The organism is Streptomyces sp. NPDC053079 (genome assembly GCF_044546695.1).
Classification (GTDB): Bacteria; Actinomycetota; Actinomycetes; order Streptomycetales; family Streptomycetaceae; genus Streptomyces.
In genome coordinates this window covers 69,747-85,521 of record NZ_JBITZJ010000003.1, presented here as the reverse complement: position 1 = coordinate 85,521, position 15,775 = coordinate 69,747, and the positions used below count along the sequence as shown (strand labels likewise).

The following is a 15,775-nucleotide window of genomic DNA, read 5'->3' as shown; positions in this document are numbered from 1 at the left end:
AAGTCGCTGGGGTTGCGCAGAGGTGCGTCGGCGGCGCCTTGTCTCACCAGCGCACGGGCAGCCGGGCCGGTGCGCGCAGCGGGGTCGACTCGTCCCAAGGGATGGTCTCCGCCGGCACGGCGAGCTCGATGTCGGGCAGGCGCTCGAGCAGCACCTCGATCGTGATGGCGAGTTGCATGCGGGTCAGGTGCCCGCCCGTGCACGCGTGCGGACCGTGCCCGAACGCGATGTGCGCGTTGGGGGTCCGGGTCAGATCGAGGCGGTCGGGATCGGCGAAGGCCTGCGGGTCGCGGTTGGCGGACGCCGGCACCGGGATCACCGCGTCACCGGCACGGATGTGCTGCCCGTGCAGGGTGAGGTCTTCCGTCGCGACGAGGATGTTGATGGCGTTCATCAGCGGGACGTAGCGCAGCAGCTCATCGACCGCCGTGCCGATTCCCTCGGGCTCCTCGCGCAGCCTCCGCAGCTGCTCGGGGTGGGTGAGCAGCACCAGCAGGGCGTTGCTCGTGTGCTGGATGTTGGTCTTGTAGCCGGCCATGAGCATGGTGACGACGAAGCTGACGACGTCGTCCCGGACCAGCTCGCTGCCCGGTCGGCGGGTCTCGGCCAGCAGCAGCCGGATGTAGTCCTCGCCCTCGCTGTCCTTCTCCCTGAGGGAGATGAGCCCGTCGGCGTAGTCCTGCAGGGCGTACAGCGCCGCGAGCACCTCCTCCATCGTCAGCCCGGCGGCGCCGAGGAGCGCGAGGGTGTGCGGCAGGTAGATCTCGCGGTCCTCGTACGGCAGCCCGGTCGTCTCGCACAGCACGCGCAGCGGCAGCGGGTCGGTGTAGGCGGCGACGAGGTCCGCCGTGCCGTCCCCGGCTTCGGCCCCGGCCACCATCGCGTCGATGAGCTCCCCGGCCATCGCCCGGATCCGGGGCTCCATGAACTTCAGCCGGCTCCGGCCGAACATCGGCAGCACGGTGCGGCGTACGCGCTCGTGGTGTGCGCCCGTCATCTCCAGGAAGGTCGGCAGGGCGGGCGGCGGGGCGTCGTCCCCTTCGCGGGGCGGCCAGGCCGACAGCAGCGGCCGGATGAGCCGGGGATCGGCGAACGCGGCGCGCGCGTCCTCGTAGCGGCTGATCAACCAGCCCGTCTCGCCGTTGGGGAGCAGCGCCTTGACGACGGGCTGTTCGGCGCGCAGGCGGGCGTAGGCGCACGGCGGTCCGGCGGTACCGGGCTCGACGTCCGGGACCGGGATGACGTCCTCGGAGTGGTTCATGCGGCGTGCTCCGATTCCGCCGCCGCGGCGTGCGGCGTGCTGTGACCCGGCGTGTGCGTGGGGCGTGCGAGGTAGCCGGAGGCGAAGAAGTAGTCCAGGTAGCGGTCCAGCAGCGCGGAGTCGACCGGCGGGCAGTGCAGCCCGCTGCCGGTCAGCGCCTCCTCGGCGTTGCGCCGGCCCAGGACCGGGAAGATGTCCTTGAGGTACATCTCCTTGACGGACATGTCGGCGTTGCGGCTGCGGTCGACGCACAGGGACACGAACGGCGCCGTGGCGCTCGTCGGGTTCTCGGCGACGTAACGCACCAGCTCGCCGACCCAACGGTCGTACGGCAACGTGCGCAGGGTGAAGCCCGCCGCACGCATCCGGTCCAGGACGTCCGAGAACATCGCCGGGCGGGGGTTGGTGACGTGGTAGACCCGGCCGTCGGCAGGCTGGTGCGTGGCGATGTGGACCAGGGACTCGGCGAGGTGGTCGACGGGGACGAAGTCCATCGGCAGCTCGATGTCGGGGGCCAGCCCCGTTTCGGCGACCGTCTTGAACAGCGAGCAGATGGCCGTCTCGGTGTTGCACGCGCCGGTCGCCCGGTCACCCGTCACCTCGTACGGCCGGTACACGGCCACCGGCAGGCCCTGTGCGGCGGCTTGCCGCAGCACGCCCTCGGCGACCCACTTGCTCTCGGCGTAGCCCATGGTGAGCCCGTCCGCGTGGGCCAGCGGCAGGTCCTCGTCCACCTCGCGCACCCCGGCGGTGCCGAACCCGGCGACGACGGCGACGGTCGAGACGAAGTGCACCGGGACCCGGCGGGGCGCCGCGATCCGGATGACCTCCCGGGTTCCGTCGACGTTGGCCGGCCGCAGCTGCTCGTACGGGTAGAGGAAGTTGACCCGGGCGCCGTTGTGCACGATCAGGTCCATCCGGCGGGCCAGTTCGGCGGCGTGCTCGTCCGACAGCCCCAGCCCCGGCTCGGTGAGGTCCCCGGGGAAGCACTCGACGCGCCGCCACTCGGCTTCGTCGAGGTGCAGCCCGTAGCGGGCGAGCGCGGTACGCACCCGCTGCTCGGCGTGCGCCGGGCTGGTCGCCCGTACGGGGCAGTGGACGCGGGCGGCCGTCGAGCGCATCAGTCGGTGCAGCAGGAACACCCCGACGAACCCGGAAGCGCCCGTGAGCAGGACGTCCTTCGGGTCGTGCGGGTGCGGTGCCGGGCCTTCGGCGGGCGGGAGGTCGAAGCCGAGCTCGGTCTCGGCGGCGAAGTCGACGGCCGGTTCCGCGTCGTCGGCCCGGCCGAAGCCGCCCCGGGCCTCGCGCACGGCGGCGGTGAAGCCCTCGAGGGTGGGCGCGGCCAGCAGGGCCCGGATGAGGGTGGAGCCCAGGGCGGCGTCGAGGCTCAGTACGGCGAGGGTGCGGGTGACGGCCTCCGAGGCGAGCAGGGAGTCGCCGCCGAGGAGGAAGAAGTCGTCCTGGGGCGTGGGACGTACGCGCAGCACCCGCTGCCACACCTCGGTGAGGACGTCGAGCAGGCCCTCGACCTTGGGCTCTTCCGTCTCCGCCACGTCCATGTCGTCGTCGCGGCCGGCCAGCGGCGCGGCGGACTTCAGGCGGGCCCGGTCGACCTTGCCGCCGCTGGTCACCGGGAAGTGCTCCATGGGCACCAGGACCGGGACGGCCTGCGGGGGCAGCCACTGGGCGCAGTACGCGCGCAGGTCGGGCAGCGGCAGGGGGCTGCCGGGTACGGCGGCGGTGACGTAGGCGGTCAGGGCACCCGACTCGACCTCGACGACGGCCTCGCCGACCTCGGGGTAAGCGCGTAATCGGGTCTCCACCTCGTCGAGCTCGACGCGCGCGCCGCGCAGCTTGACCTGGCGGTCCAGGCGCCCGCGGTACTCCAGCAGGCCGTCGTCGCTCCGCACGACCCGGTCGCCGGTCCGGTACAGCAGCCCGTCCGGTTCCACGGCGGGCAGCGGGACGAAGCGCTCGGCGGTCAGCCGGGGGTCGCCGAGGTAGCCCAGGGCCAGTCCGTCGCCGCCGACGTACAGCTCCCCCTCCTCGCCCGGCCCCGCGACCGAGCCGTCGGCCCGCAGGACATGGCACGTGGAGGCGCCGAAGGGGCGGCCCAGGGGGACGTGCGTGGCGTCCTCGGCCAGGGGGCTCAGCACATGGGCGGTGGAGACCACGGAATTCTCGGTCGGGCCGTAGAAGTTGACCACCGTGGTGCCGGGGCAGGCCGCGAGGACGGCGTTCGCGAGGTGCGGGTCCATGGCCTCCCCGCCGGCGGAGACGAAGCGCAGGGTGGACAGCGCCTCGGGACGGGTGCGGGCGACGAGGTGGAAGACGCTCGTCGTCAGGTACGCCACGGTGACGTCCTGCGTGCGGAAGAGCTGTTCCAGGGCGAGGGGCGAGAGCAGCTCTTCCCGGTCGGCGATGACCAGGCAGGCGCCGGTGAGCAGCGCGCCCCAGATCTCGATCGTCGAGGCGTCCGAGGACAACCCGTAGGCGTGCAGCACCCCGTCGCCCGGGGCGGGCGGGGACAGCTCGGAGTCGGACAGCACGAGGCGCACCACGCCCCGGTGGGGTATCGCGACGGGCTTCGGGCGGCCGGTCGTACCGGAGGTGAAGACCACGTAGGCGCAGTCGGCCGCGGAGCCGGTACGGGACTGGTCAGCGCCGGTGGCAACGTTGTCGGCGGGAGGCGTGGAGCCGGCGCCGGCGGGGTGGTCGAGGGAGCCGACCTCGACTGACGCGCGTAGACCACGCACGGGGCGCGTGCTGCCCGGCAGAGTGACGGCGGCGCTCAGCCCCGCGTCCTCGGCCATGGCCCGCAGCCGGGCCGGCGGAAGGTCGTCGTCGAGCGGTACGTACGCGCAGCCGGCCTTGAGGATGCCCAGCAGCGCCACCAGCGCTTCCAGCGAGCGGCTGCCGCACACGCCGATGAGGTCACCGGGCCGGACGCCGCGTGCGAGCAGGCGCGCGGCCAGGGCGTCGGCATGGGCGTCGAGTTGCCCGTACGTCACGGTGCGCTCCCCGTGCCGGGCCGCCGGCGCGTGCGGCCGCGCCGCGGCCTGCGCCTCGAACAGCTCGGGGATGAGGCTGTCCCGGGGATAGCCGGTCGCGGGCGCGGTCGCGCCGGACGCCGCCGGCGACGGGGTGGGGGCCGGGGCCGGGGAACGGGGTAACAGCAGGTGTGACGAAACGTCGGTGTCGGTCATCAGGTCCTTCTTGCTTGAGCGGTTTGGTGCGGTGCGCACGGGGTGTGCGGGTGATGCGGTACGCGCCGTGTGCGCGGTACGGCGACGGGGATGATGTGCCGGCGCTCAGCCGGCGCTGCCGTCCTGGCCTGCGCCCGCTTCGGCGAAGTCCGCCGCGAAGGCGGCGAAGTCGGCGGTGCGCCAGTGCTGCGGGCGCATGCGGAAGACGACGTCCTCCTCGAGCTGGCCGGAGGTCGCCGCCAGGTAGGCGTCCGCCTCCTCGGGGTCCAGGTACCGCCGGGTCAGCGCCTCGCGCACCGCCGGGTCGACCGGGTCCTCGATCGCCGTGACGGGCCCCTCGACGCTGACGTAGCGGTACGGCCGGCCCTCGTCCTGTGCGCAGAGGCTGAACCGGCCGGCGGCGCGCAGGAGTCGCGCCTTGATCGTCTCCCGGCCCATCTGGACGATGACGTCGCCGCCGGGCTCGTAGCCGTACCACACCGGCACGATCAGGGGCGCGCGGTCGCCGCCCCGGGAGTCGGTGACCCCCAGGACGCCGACGCGCGGTTCGGCGAGGAAGCGTTCACGGTCGGGGCGGGGCATGGAGGGCAGCATGTGTTTCGGGCTCCTGTCCTGGTGGCTGAGACGTCGCGGCTGAATGGTGTTGTTGCGGCGCCGTCGTCTGTTGAGCAATCTTGAGAGCGAATGATCAATCCCCGACCGAATAGCTGATAAACACGGGATTTAGGCGGTTTTGAGCCTCTTCTTGTCGGAGCGTGGCAGGAAGTGTGCGGTCGGTGATCGTCGCAGGCGGGAGCGGTCGCGAGGCCGGAGACGGCGGGGGATGCGCGGCATGCCGCGCGACTGTTCGCCCTTCGGCCACAGGGGCCCTTCGATGTGCCGTCATGTCCGGATCACGCCGCTGGAGTCGGGCCGGCCACGCCGCCCCAAGTCCCGGGGCCTTGCCCCGGCGTCTGCGCCACCGCTGCGACGTGGCAGGCTGAGGGAGCGGCGAGCAGGCACGACAGCAGGAGCATGAGGCATGGACGCGGTGCCGGTCGAGGAGGCGGTCTGGACCTGGGAGCGCGCGCTTCCGCTCAAGTACGTACTGGTCAGCGAGGAATGGGACGGCGAACAGATCGTGTGGGCGCGGTGCGCCGACGCCGACGGCCTCTTCGTCGAACCGACCCCGCGCCGGGAACGGCTGACCTTCGTGGGCTGCGCCCCGACCGGGCGGCTGCGCAAGGCGGTCGAGCGCGCCGGCCGCGAGTCGGTCGCACCGGAGGGATCCGGCGAGCTCGTTGAGCCCGTCGAGGTCGCGGACCTCTCCCTCATCGTGGACTTTCCCATGCCCGGGGCCGACCCCGAGGCCGCCTCCCACCACGCCTACGACTCGCACCACTGGGAGCTGCTCGCCCCCGTGCTGCTCGACTGCCGCCCCTCCGCCCTCGACGCGTCGCTGGTCGACGTGGTCGTCGAGGCCGAGATCGACGGCCCGGCGTGGCAGCCCGCCGAGCCCGCGGACGCCCGTTGGCTGCTGTTCAACGGCGCGGGCGGCGCCGGTCTGGGGGAGTGCCGTCGCATCGAGGGCCTGTACGCCGAGCGCCCCTTCCCCTCCGCGCCACCGATGCGGCTGATCGGCTGCGAGCCCGGTGAACGGCTGCTGCGACGGCTGGTGCGCCCGCGCGCCGACGGCGATCGCGTCATGCTGCTCGCCGTGGACCGGTCAGGTCGTGTCATGCGCCTCGAGGAACACATGCCCCTAGAGGTCGTCGCCTCCCGCCCGTCCGCGCTCGGCGGAGCCCTCGTGGACCTCTGGCTGCGCAACGGCCCGGCCGCCCGGCCGGTGCCGGCGGCTCGACCGGTGTGGGACGCCTGGTTCGAGGGGCCGCCGACCGAGCCCGGCTCGTGGGCCGCGTTCCCGCCCGGGGGCCGGGCCGAGTGGGCCGCCTTCGCCGCTGCCCGACAGGGCGCCGGCCGGCCGCTGCCCGACCCCGTGCGGCACCTCGACGGCCGGCACGTCACCGACATGTCGGCGCTGATGTGCGCGCTCGGCGAGGCGATCGCGGGCCCCGGCGGCCACTACCACCAGTGCTGGGTCACCTTGCGCGGCTGCCCGTGCGGAGGGGAGTGGCCGCCCGCGCCGTTCACGCTGGTGTGGCACGACGCCGAAGTGGCCCGGCGCGCGCTCGCCTCGGTGAGCGTGGACACGGCGGGCGAGACACCGTACGTCGACGACGTCCTGCGATTGCTCGCACGGGTCGGCATCACCGTGGAACTCCGCTGATCTTCGGAAAGCCCGGACGGAAGCGTTTCCCGGTCCTCCGGTCCTCCGGTCCTCCAGTCCTCCGGTCCTCCGGTCGTCCGGTCCTCCAGTCCGTGGCGGTCGCAGGGGCCGATCGTCCCGTATCGTTGTTGATCATGTACACGTACAGACGTGCCGCGCGTGCCAGGGCGCCGCGCGCCAAGGCCGTGACCGCCACCCTGGCCCTGGTTCTCGCGGCAGCGACCCTGTCCACCGGCTGCGGTACGGACAGCGGATCCGAACCCGCCAAGTCCAGTGAGTCCATCAAGTCCGGCACGTCCGGCAAGCCTGGCGACCTGCCCAAGCCGCTCGAGTTGATCCTCGACACCCCACGGCTCGAGCGGGCGCTGCCGGATCGGTTCAGCGTCCCCGCCGACGTCGCGCAGCCGCGTAACCGGAAGGCGTGGGACTCGTACGACCCCACCATCTGCCAGTCCGAGGAGTGGCAGGCCAAGTGGTGTGCCCAGGCCCTCTCGTTCGGTATCGCCGCGTTCACGAACATGCAGGACCAGGAGCTTTCCGTCCGGCTGATCTCCTTCACCACGCCCGAGAAGGCCGCCGGACTGTTCGTCGGCGAGGGGACGGAGGACGAGGTCGGGAAGAATCCGCCCGGCGACCAGATCGACGGCTTCGAGATCTCCCCGGGTCAAGGCTGGGAGGGCCGCGGGGTCAATGTCCGGCAGGGTTCGGTGATCGCGAGCATCAAGTACACATGGAAGCAGGGGACGGCCATTCCGTCCGACCGGCTCATGTCCGTCACCAGGATGACCGTCGAGCGGATCCAGCAGGCACTGCGCGGCGAGGCGTCCGTCGCGTCGGCCCGTCCTCAAAGTTAGAAACGACCTTCCACCCGGCGCGGACAAGACGTCGACGGCGCGTTGTCAGTGGTCCCGTGCATGATCGGTCCTATGACTGAGAGCACCACCGACGCGCTGCACGCGCTCGCCCGTCAGCACCTGCCCGCCGAGATCGCCGAACGGTGGATCGGACTGCTGCGGCCGGCCCTGGGCCTGGAGAAGGCCACGGATCCGGCGGCGGGTGCGGCCGTCGGCCGACTCGGCGGTCTGCCGGAGCTTCCCGAGAACGAGGAGTGGCCGGTATGGGAGGGGCACGGTCCGCTCTCCTTCATCGCCTCCCTCGACTGTGCGGCGCTTCCTTCCGCCGCCCTCGACATCGCCGTGCCGGCAGACGGCACACTGGCTTTCTTCTTCTTCGACGGGCAGCTGGACGACGGCCGCGCGGCGGTCTCGCCCTACGATCCCGACAGCTGGGCGGCGGCGCGCGTGCTGTACGTACCGGCGGGCGTTCACCTCGTCGAACGCCCGGCGCCGCAGGGCATCCGGCCCTACCCCGAGGTACGGCTGACGGCACGCGTGGAGACGACGGCCCCCTACCTCTGGCATCCGGTGGTCTACCGGGAGTTCGCGCCGATGCGCGATGACCACCCCTTGTGGGACGAGGACTTCCGCGAGGCCCTCTGGGACCTCCCGGGTGCCGGGCACTGCATAGGAGGCCACGCCGACCCGGCGCAGGACGACGTCGAGTCCGAGGTCGCCTGCGGCGCCCTGGGCAACCCACCCTTCAATGACCCCCGCATCAACGAGGAGGCGCTGCGCTGGGTGCTGCTCGCCCAGTTCGGCTCGGATGACGACGCCGGCATGATGTGGGGTGACTGCGGTTCCCTGTACTGGCTCATACGCCCCGAAGACCTGGCGGCGCGCCGCTTCGACCGTGCCATGTTCACCTGGCAGTGCAGCTGAGGCGACGGTGCGGCGTGGACGACGCGCGGGGCGCCCTCCTCGTGCGGATGAGGAGGGCGCCCCGCTCTCGTCCCCGGTGCCGGGGCGGTTGATCAGCTCACCGTCACAGCCACTTGGCGGACAGCCCCTGGAGCAGGCCGGCGATCCGTATGCGTGCCGCGCTCGCCGGGTCGAGTCCGAGGATCGAATCGTCGAGCTTGTTGAGCTCCTCGAGGACGAGGATGGCCGCCGCGGCGTCGTCGGGCAGCATCTCCTCCCGCAGGTGACGGGCGAGGGCCAGTGCCGTGGGGTGCTCGAAGACCAGGCTGGCCGACAGGCTGAGCTGGGTCTCCTGAGCCAGCTGGTTGCGCAGTCGCACCGCCGCCACCGAGTCGAAGCCCATGTCCAGGAGCCCGCGGTCGGGGTCGACGAGCGTGCCGTCGGCGTGGCCGAGGACGATCGCGATCTGGTCGCGGACCAGCTCCAGCAGGACCTCTTCCTGCTCCTCCTCCGAGCAACCCGCCAGTCGCTGGACCAGGGAGACGGCGGCGTCCTGAGCCTCCGGTTCGGCGGCCCGGCGGATCTGCGCCGGCCCGGTCGCGGTCGTGGGAGCGTCCTGCGGGCCGGCGACCGCGGTGGCGTCCTCGGCCACCGGCTCCGCACCGGCACCGCCGGACGCGGTCACGGCCGCCCGGTCCAGCAGTTCCTCCGGTACCGCCCGCAGCTCCAGCGAGGCCACCGACAGCACCGGCGCACCCGTGCCGTCCGTCGCCCGCAGCGAGACCGCGTCGGGACCGGCGGGGGACAGGGCGACCCGCAGCCTGGAGGCGCCGACCGCGTGCAGGCCGACTCCCGTCCAGGCGGACGGCAGGTACGTCGCCCGCGCGTCGCCGACGAATCCCGCCAGTACCTCCTGGGTCAACGCCGCGTCCAGCAGGGCCGGATGAACGGCCCAGCGCCCGGCGTCCGGAACCGCCGTCCCCGCCGCCGCGGCCGACAGCGCGATGTCGAGGAACACCTCGTCACCGCGGCGCCATGCCGGGACCCCGGCGTCCTCCAGCGGCCACGCGCCGGCGGGCGGCCACGCCTCCGCGGCCTCCGGCTCCTGAGGAGCGCCCACGCACAGCACGGCCGTGGCATGACGCACCCAGTTCCGGTCGAGCCCGTCACGGCCGTGACGGCCCGTGTCACGACGGCAGAACACCGTCACCTCACGGCGGCCCGACCCGTCCGCACCGCCGACCGAGACCTGCACCTGGACGCCGCCCCTTTCGGGGAGGATCAGCGGCTCGTGCGCGGTGAGCTCCTCCACCACGTGGCAGCCGAACTGGAGCCCGGCCTGGAGCACCAGCTCCACGAAGCCGGTCGCCGGGAACAGAGCCGCCCCGGAATCCGGCCGCCCGGCCGGCCAGGAGCACGAGTCCGCGGCGATGACTCCGGTGAGGAGCCCGCCGTCGGAACCGGGCAGCGGCACCATCGCGGAGACCAGCGGGTGGTCCAGCGCGCCCAAACCGAAGTCGGTCGCCTCACCCGCCGTACGCGACGGCTCCAGCCAGAAGCGGGTCCGCTGGAAGGCGTAGGTCGGCAGCTCCACCCGACGGGCGCCGGGGAGGAGGGACGGCCAGTCCAGCGGCACGCCGCGGACGTGCAACTGGCCGAGTGCGGTGGTGACCGTGACCGTCTCGGACCGGTCGGCCCGCAGAGCGGGCACGAAGGCGGTGTCGGGGCCCGGGGCGCCCGCCTGCGCCAGCGCGGTCAGCGTCCCGTCCGGCCCGAGCTCCAGGAACGTCGCCGTGCCGAGCTCCCGCAGCCGCGCCAGCCCGTCCGAGAAACGCACGGACTCGCGGACGTGGCGCACCCAGTACTCGGGCGTGCACAGCTCCTGGCCCGCCACCGTGCCGGTCACGTTCGACACCACCGGGATCCGCGGCGCACGGAAGGCGACGCCGCGGAGGGCCTCGCCGAACTCCGCCAGCATGTCGTCCATCCGCGGCGAGTGGAACGCGTGACTGACCCGCAGCCGTCGCGTCTTCGCGCCACGTCCGGCCAGCACACCGACGACGGCCTGGACGGCGTCCTCGTCACCGGACACCACCACCGACTGCGGACCGTTCACGGCGGCGATCGCCACACGGTCGGTCAGCAGCGGCACCACGTCCTCCTCGGGCGCGCCCACCGCCACCATCGCCCCGCCCTCGGGCAGGGCCCCCATCAGCAGGCCACGCGCCGCGACGATCTTCGCCGCGTCCGGCAGCGACCACACACCGGCCACGTACGCGGCGGCGAGCTCGCCGATCGAGTGCCCCAGCAGATAGTCGGGCTCGACGCCCCACGAGGACACCAGCCGGAACAGCGACACCTCGAGCGCGAACAACGCCGCCTGGGTGTAGGAGGTTTCGTGCAAGCTGTCCGTGCCGTCGGTCACCACCTGGGTGAGCGGACGGTCCAGGTACGGGTCCAGCGCGGCACAGACCTCGTCCCACGCCCGGGCGAACGCCGGGTACGCGGCGTACAACTCGCGCCCCATCCCCGCCCGCTGGGAACCCTGCCCCGTGAACAGCACCGCCAGCCGGCCGGGCGCCGAGGAGTCCACGACCACACCCGGCGCGGGCTCGCCGGCGGCCAGCGCCGCCAGCCCGCGCAGCAGCTCGTCGCGGTCGGAACCGACCACGGCCGCACGGTGCGAGAGCACCGAGCGCGTGGCCGCGAGCGACCAGCCCACGTCGGACGGCCGCAGCTCCGCGCCCTCGTCCCCTGCCAGGAAGGACCGCAGCCGCTCGGCCTGGGCGCGCAGACCGCGCTCGCCCTGGCCGGAGAGCACCCACGGCACCACCGTCGGTTCGGCCCGCTCAGACTCCGCCCCGGCCCCGGACTCCGCCGGGAGCGCCGGCCGCTGCTCGAGGATCACGTGCGCGTTGGTGCCGCTCACGCCGAACGACGAGACACCGGCCCGCCGGGCACGCATGACCTCCGGCCACGCGGTCTGCTCGGTCAGCAGTTCCACCGCACCGGCCGACCAGTCCACGAAGGACGACGGCTTGTCCACGTGCAGCGTCCGCGGCAGCACACCGTGCCGCATCGCCATGACCATCTTGATCACACCGGCCACACCGGCCGCGGCCTGGGTGTGTCCGAGGTTGGACTTCACCGAACCCAGCAACAGAGGGTGCTCCCGGTCCTGGCCGTACGTCGCCAGAATCGCCTGCGCCTCGATCGGGTCACCCAGCTTCGTGCCCGTACCGTGCGCCTCGACCGCGTCGACGTCCGACGCGGACAGACCCGCGTCCGCGAGGGCGGCCCGGATCACCCGCTGCTGGGACGGCCCGTTCGGGGCGGTGAGGCCGTTCGAGGCACCGTCTTGGTTGACGGCGGAGCCGCGTACGACCGCCAGGATCCGGTGCCCGTTGCGCTCGGCGTCCGACAGCCGTTCCACGAGCAGCATGCCGACGCCCTCACTCCACCCGGTGCCGTCCGCCGCGTCGGCGAACGCCTTGCACCGGCCGTCCGTGGCAAGCCCGCGCTGGCGGGAGAACTCGACGAAGATGCCGGGCGTGGCCATCACCGTCACACCGCCGGCCAGCGCCAGCGAGCACTCGCCCGACCGCAGCGCCTGCACCGCCAGGTGCAGGGCCACCAGCGACGACGAACACGCCGTGTCCACCGTCACCGCCGGCCCCTCGAGCCCGAAGCTGTACGAGAGCCGGCCGGAGAGCACGCTCCCCGCGCCACCGGTCAGGAAGTACCCCTCCGAGCCCTCCGCCGCCGCCTGGTCGGCGCCCATGCCGTAACCCAGCGAAGCACCGCCGACGAAGACACCCGTCCGGCTCCCCTTCAACGACGCGGCCGGAATGCCCGCCCGCTCGAACGCCTCCCAGGCCGTCTCCAGCAACAACCGCTGCTGGGGATCCATCGCCAGCGCCTCACGGGGGGAGATCCCGAAGAAGTCGGCGTCGAACTCGTCCGCGTCGTAGACGAAGCCACCCTCACGGACGTACGACGTGCCCGACTCGTCGGCATCGTCGCTGATCAGGCCGTCCAGGTCCCAGCCGCGGTCCGACGGCAGGCCGGACACCGCGTCCCGGCCCGCGCCGAGCAGCTCCCACAGCTCCTCCGGCGAGGCCACCCCGCCCGGGAAGCGGCAGCTCATGCCCACGATCACGATCGGATCGTCATCGGCCCCCGCCACGGCCGGAGCGGGAGCGGCGTCGAGCCGCTCCGGCGCGGCCGCCCCGCCGACCAGCTCCGTGCGGAGATGGCCCGCCAGCACCAACGGCGTCGGGTAGTCGAAGATCGTGGTGGCCGGCAGCCGCACACCGGTCGCGGCGCCCAGCCTGTTGCGCAGCTCGACGGCGATCAGCGAATCGAAGCCGATCTCCCCGAACGTGCGCCCCGCGTCGACAGCCGCCGGCGAACTGTGCCCGAGGACCGTCGCGACCTGCGTACGCACCAGATCCAGGACGAACTGCTCCTGCTCGGCCACCGGCATGCCCGCCAACCGCGAGCGCAGGGACGACTCGCCCTCGGCCCCGCCACCGCTCGCACGGCGCAGCGGAGTACGGACCAGGCCGCGGAAGAGCGCCGGAAGCGCACCCGCGTCCGCCTGCTCCTGCAAGGCGGCGGTGTCCAGCGGCGTGGCGAGGACGGCCGCCTCCGAGGCCGTCCGCGCGAGGTCGAAGAGCCGGAGCCCCTGCTCCGTGGAGAGGGCCGAAGCACCGGACCGCGCCATCCTGCCGAGGTCCTGCTCCGAGAGATGAGCGGTCATGCCGCTGCGCTCGGCCCACAGACCCCACGCCACCGACACACCGGGCAGCCCCGACGCCCTGCGGTGGGCCGCCAGCGCGTCCAGATAGCCGTTCGCCGCGGCGAAAGCCCCCTGACCCGGGCTGCCCAGCACGCCCGCGGACGACGAGAACACCACGAATTCGGCCAGGTCACGGTCCCGCGTCAGCTCATGCAGATGCCACGCGGCATCCACCTTCGGCCGCAGCACCTCCCGCACCTGCTCCGGGCTCAGCGACTCGATCACCGCGTCATCGAGCACACCCGCGGTGTGGACGACCATCCGCAGCTCCGGAAGGCCGCCGAGCAGCCCCGCCAGCGCCTCACGATCGGCCACATCACAGGCCACCACCCGTACGGCGGCACCCAGCTCACGCAACCGCTCCGACACCTCACCGGCACCAGGAGCGGCCTCGCCGCGACGACCGGCCAGGACCACGTCCCGCACACCGTGCCGCTCGACCAGATGCCGGGCCACCAGACCGCCCAACGCCCCCGTGCCACCGGTGATCAGCACCGTGCCCCGCTCACCCAACGCCCCGGGAACGGCCGCCGCCTGCCCGACGACGCCGACCAACTGCGGGGCCAGGGCACGACCCTGCCGCAGCGCGAGCTGTACATGCCCCACGGCAGCCAGCGCGGCGGGCAGCGCCGCCACGGAGTCAGGGTGCCCGTCGTGATCGACGAGCGCGAACCGGTCGGGGTGCTCGTTCTGCGCGCTGCGCAGCAGACCCCACACGGCGGCGGCACCCAAGTCCGTCACATCCTCGCCCGAAGCGGCCGACACCGCACCGCGGGTGAGCACGACCAGGCGCGATGCGGCGCACCGCTCGTCGGACAGCCACTGCTGCACCGCCGCCAGCACCCGGCACACCACCACGGAGACCGGCTCGCCCTCCGACGCGCACGACAGCACCACGACCTCGGGCACCGACACGTCATCCGGACCGACATCCTCGAACCCGGCGACGGGCGCGGACGTGTCCTCCGACACGAAGACCTCGCTCCAGTCCACCCGGAACAGCGCCTCCTGCGCCACCCCACGGGTGTCCTCGACCCGCTCCTCGGACAGCGCCCGGAGCGACAGCGACGCCACCGACAGCACCGGAGCGCCCGTCACATCGGCCACCTCGACCGACACCGCGTCCGTACCGGCGGGCGACAGCGCGACCCTGACGGCCGACGCGCCCACCGCGTGCAGGGACACACCGGTCCACGACAGCGGCTGATGCCCCTGCCCGCTGTCGGACACGAACCGGCCGAGGCCCACCGCGTGCAGGGCGGCGTCGAGCAGGGCCGGATGCGCGCCGCACAGCGCCGCATCACCGTGCGCCTCCGGCGCCAGAGCCACCTCGGCGAATACCTCGTCGCCACGGACCCAGGCCGCGCGCAGCCCCTGGAACACCGGGCCGTAGACCAGCCCGCGCTCCGCCATCGCCCCGTACGTCTCCGAGACGTCGAGCCGACGTGCGCCCTCCGGCGGCCAGACCGCCAGGCGCTCCGTCACCGGCTCGCCCTCAGCGGCCGCCGCCAGAGTGCCGGAGGCGTGCAACAGCCACTCTCCGGCGCGGCAGGAATGGACCGTCACCGAGCGGCGCTGCCGCCCGTCCGCCGCACCGACCGCGACCTGGATCCGGACGCCGTCCCGATCCGGGACCACGAGCGGAGCGTGCTGGTCCAGTCCCTCCAGCACGGTCAGGCCGAACTGCCTGCCCGCCTGCAGGGCAAGGTCGACGAAGCCCGCGCCGGGGAAGACCACCGTGCCGAGCACCGCGTGGTCCGCCAGCCAAGGCTGCCCGTCCAGGGAAAGCAGGCCGGTCAGCACACTGCCGTCGGAATCGGGCAGGGCGAGCACCGCGCCCAGCAGCGGGTGCTCCACGCCACCGAGCCCCAGTCCGTCGGCCTCCGCCACGGGCCGCGCCGGCTCCAGCCAGTAGCGCTCGTGCTCGAAGGCGTAGGTCGGCAGCTCGACACGGCGTGCACCGGTCCCGGCGAACACCTGCTGCCAGTCCACCTCGACACCCCGGGCGTGGACCTCCCCGAGCGACGCGAAGAAGCGGTCGAGTCCGCCGTGGTCGCGGCGGAGGGAGCCGGTGGCCACAGCGCTGATGTCCTTGGCATCGGCGGTGTCGTGGATGCCGACGGTGAGGACGGGGTGGGGGCTGGTTTCGATGAAGACGGTGTGGTTGAGGGTGAGCAGGTTGTCGATGGTGTTCTGGAATTCGACGGTGTGGCGGAGGTTGCGGTACCAGTAGGCCGCGTTCAGCTCTGCTGTGTCGGTGAGTTGTCCGGTGACGGTCGAGTAGAAGGGGATGTTGCCCGTGCGGGGTGCGACGGGTGCGAGTGCCTCTGCCAGTTTGGCTTCGATGCGCTCCACGTGGGTGGAGTGGGAGGCGTAGTCGACAGGGATGCGCTTGGCCTGCGGGAACTCGGCCAGGATGGCGTCAAGGACGTCGTTGTCGCCCGAGACGACCGTCGAGGCCGGTCCGTTGACGGCTGCGATGGA

General features: G+C 73.0%; 7 protein-coding genes (1 of these 7 running past the window's edge). 3 read left to right on the top strand and 4 right to left on the bottom strand.

The features are described from left to right. Positions 1 to 43 precede the first annotated feature (43 nt). The 3 genes from ACIGXW_RS12565 to ACIGXW_RS12555 form a co-directional block, all read right to left on the bottom strand. On the bottom strand, positions 44 to 1,261 hold the full coding sequence (locus tag ACIGXW_RS12565; RefSeq protein WP_399572554.1) for a cytochrome P450: 1,218 nt from the start codon (positions 1,259 to 1,261) through the stop codon (positions 44 to 46). After that, positions 1,258 to 4,467, bottom strand: coding sequence for an amino acid adenylation domain-containing protein (locus ACIGXW_RS12560; RefSeq protein ID WP_399572553.1), 3,210 nt, complete (start codon positions 4,465 to 4,467; stop codon positions 1,258 to 1,260). The genes ACIGXW_RS12565 and ACIGXW_RS12560 overlap by 4 nt, the downstream gene beginning before the upstream one ends. Before the next feature lie 105 nt (positions 4,468 to 4,572). After that, entirely contained in the window at positions 4,573 to 5,061 is a 489-nt protein-coding gene (locus ACIGXW_RS12555) for a pyridoxamine 5'-phosphate oxidase family protein (RefSeq protein WP_071967813.1), read from the bottom strand. 427 nt (positions 5,062 to 5,488) lie between these two features. Here ACIGXW_RS12555 and ACIGXW_RS12550 point away from each other — a divergent pair, with 427 nt between their 5' ends. From ACIGXW_RS12550 to ACIGXW_RS12540, 3 genes are all read left to right on the top strand, one after another. Further along, complete coding sequence (locus ACIGXW_RS12550) at positions 5,489 to 6,733, top strand: hypothetical protein (RefSeq protein WP_399572551.1); 1,245 nt, start codon at positions 5,489 to 5,491, stop codon at positions 6,731 to 6,733. Between the two features lie 134 nt (positions 6,734 to 6,867). Continuing rightward, positions 6,868 to 7,587, top strand: coding sequence for a hypothetical protein (locus tag ACIGXW_RS12545; RefSeq protein ID WP_399572548.1), 720 nt, complete (start codon positions 6,868 to 6,870; stop codon positions 7,585 to 7,587). 72 nt (positions 7,588 to 7,659) lie between these two features. Next, positions 7,660 to 8,511 carry a YwqG family protein gene (locus ACIGXW_RS12540; RefSeq protein WP_399572546.1) on the top strand — a complete coding sequence of 284 codons (852 nt, stop codon included), beginning with the start codon at positions 7,660 to 7,662 and terminating at the stop codon, positions 8,509 to 8,511. A 103-nt stretch (positions 8,512 to 8,614) separates the two neighbouring features. Here the strand turns inward: ACIGXW_RS12540 and ACIGXW_RS12535 are convergent, their stop codons facing one another. After that, positions 8,615 to 15,775: the final stretch of a type I polyketide synthase gene (locus ACIGXW_RS12535; protein ID WP_399572544.1), read on the bottom strand. It continues 24,297 nt past the right edge of the window; 7,161 of the gene's 31,458 nt are visible here — the last part of the coding sequence; its start codon lies off the right edge, out of view; its stop codon occupies positions 8,615 to 8,617.

Excerpts from the sequence above, each read along its gene's own strand:
- ACIGXW_RS12565 (WP_399572554.1), bottom strand. The coding sequence starts at position 1,261 with ATGAACCACTCCGAGGACGTCATCCCGGTCCCGGACGTCGAGCCCGGT.
- ACIGXW_RS12560 (WP_399572553.1), bottom strand. The coding sequence starts at position 4,467 with ATGACCGACACCGACGTTTCGTCACACCTGCTGTTACCCCGTTCCCCG.
- ACIGXW_RS12555 (WP_071967813.1), bottom strand. The coding sequence starts at position 5,061 with ATGCTGCCCTCCATGCCCCGCCCCGACCGTGAACGCTTCCTCGCCGAA.
- ACIGXW_RS12550 (WP_399572551.1), top strand. The coding sequence starts at position 5,489 with ATGGACGCGGTGCCGGTCGAGGAGGCGGTCTGGACCTGGGAGCGCGCG.
- ACIGXW_RS12545 (WP_399572548.1), top strand. The coding sequence starts at position 6,868 with ATGTACACGTACAGACGTGCCGCGCGTGCCAGGGCGCCGCGCGCCAAG.
- ACIGXW_RS12540 (WP_399572546.1), top strand. The coding sequence starts at position 7,660 with ATGACTGAGAGCACCACCGACGCGCTGCACGCGCTCGCCCGTCAGCAC.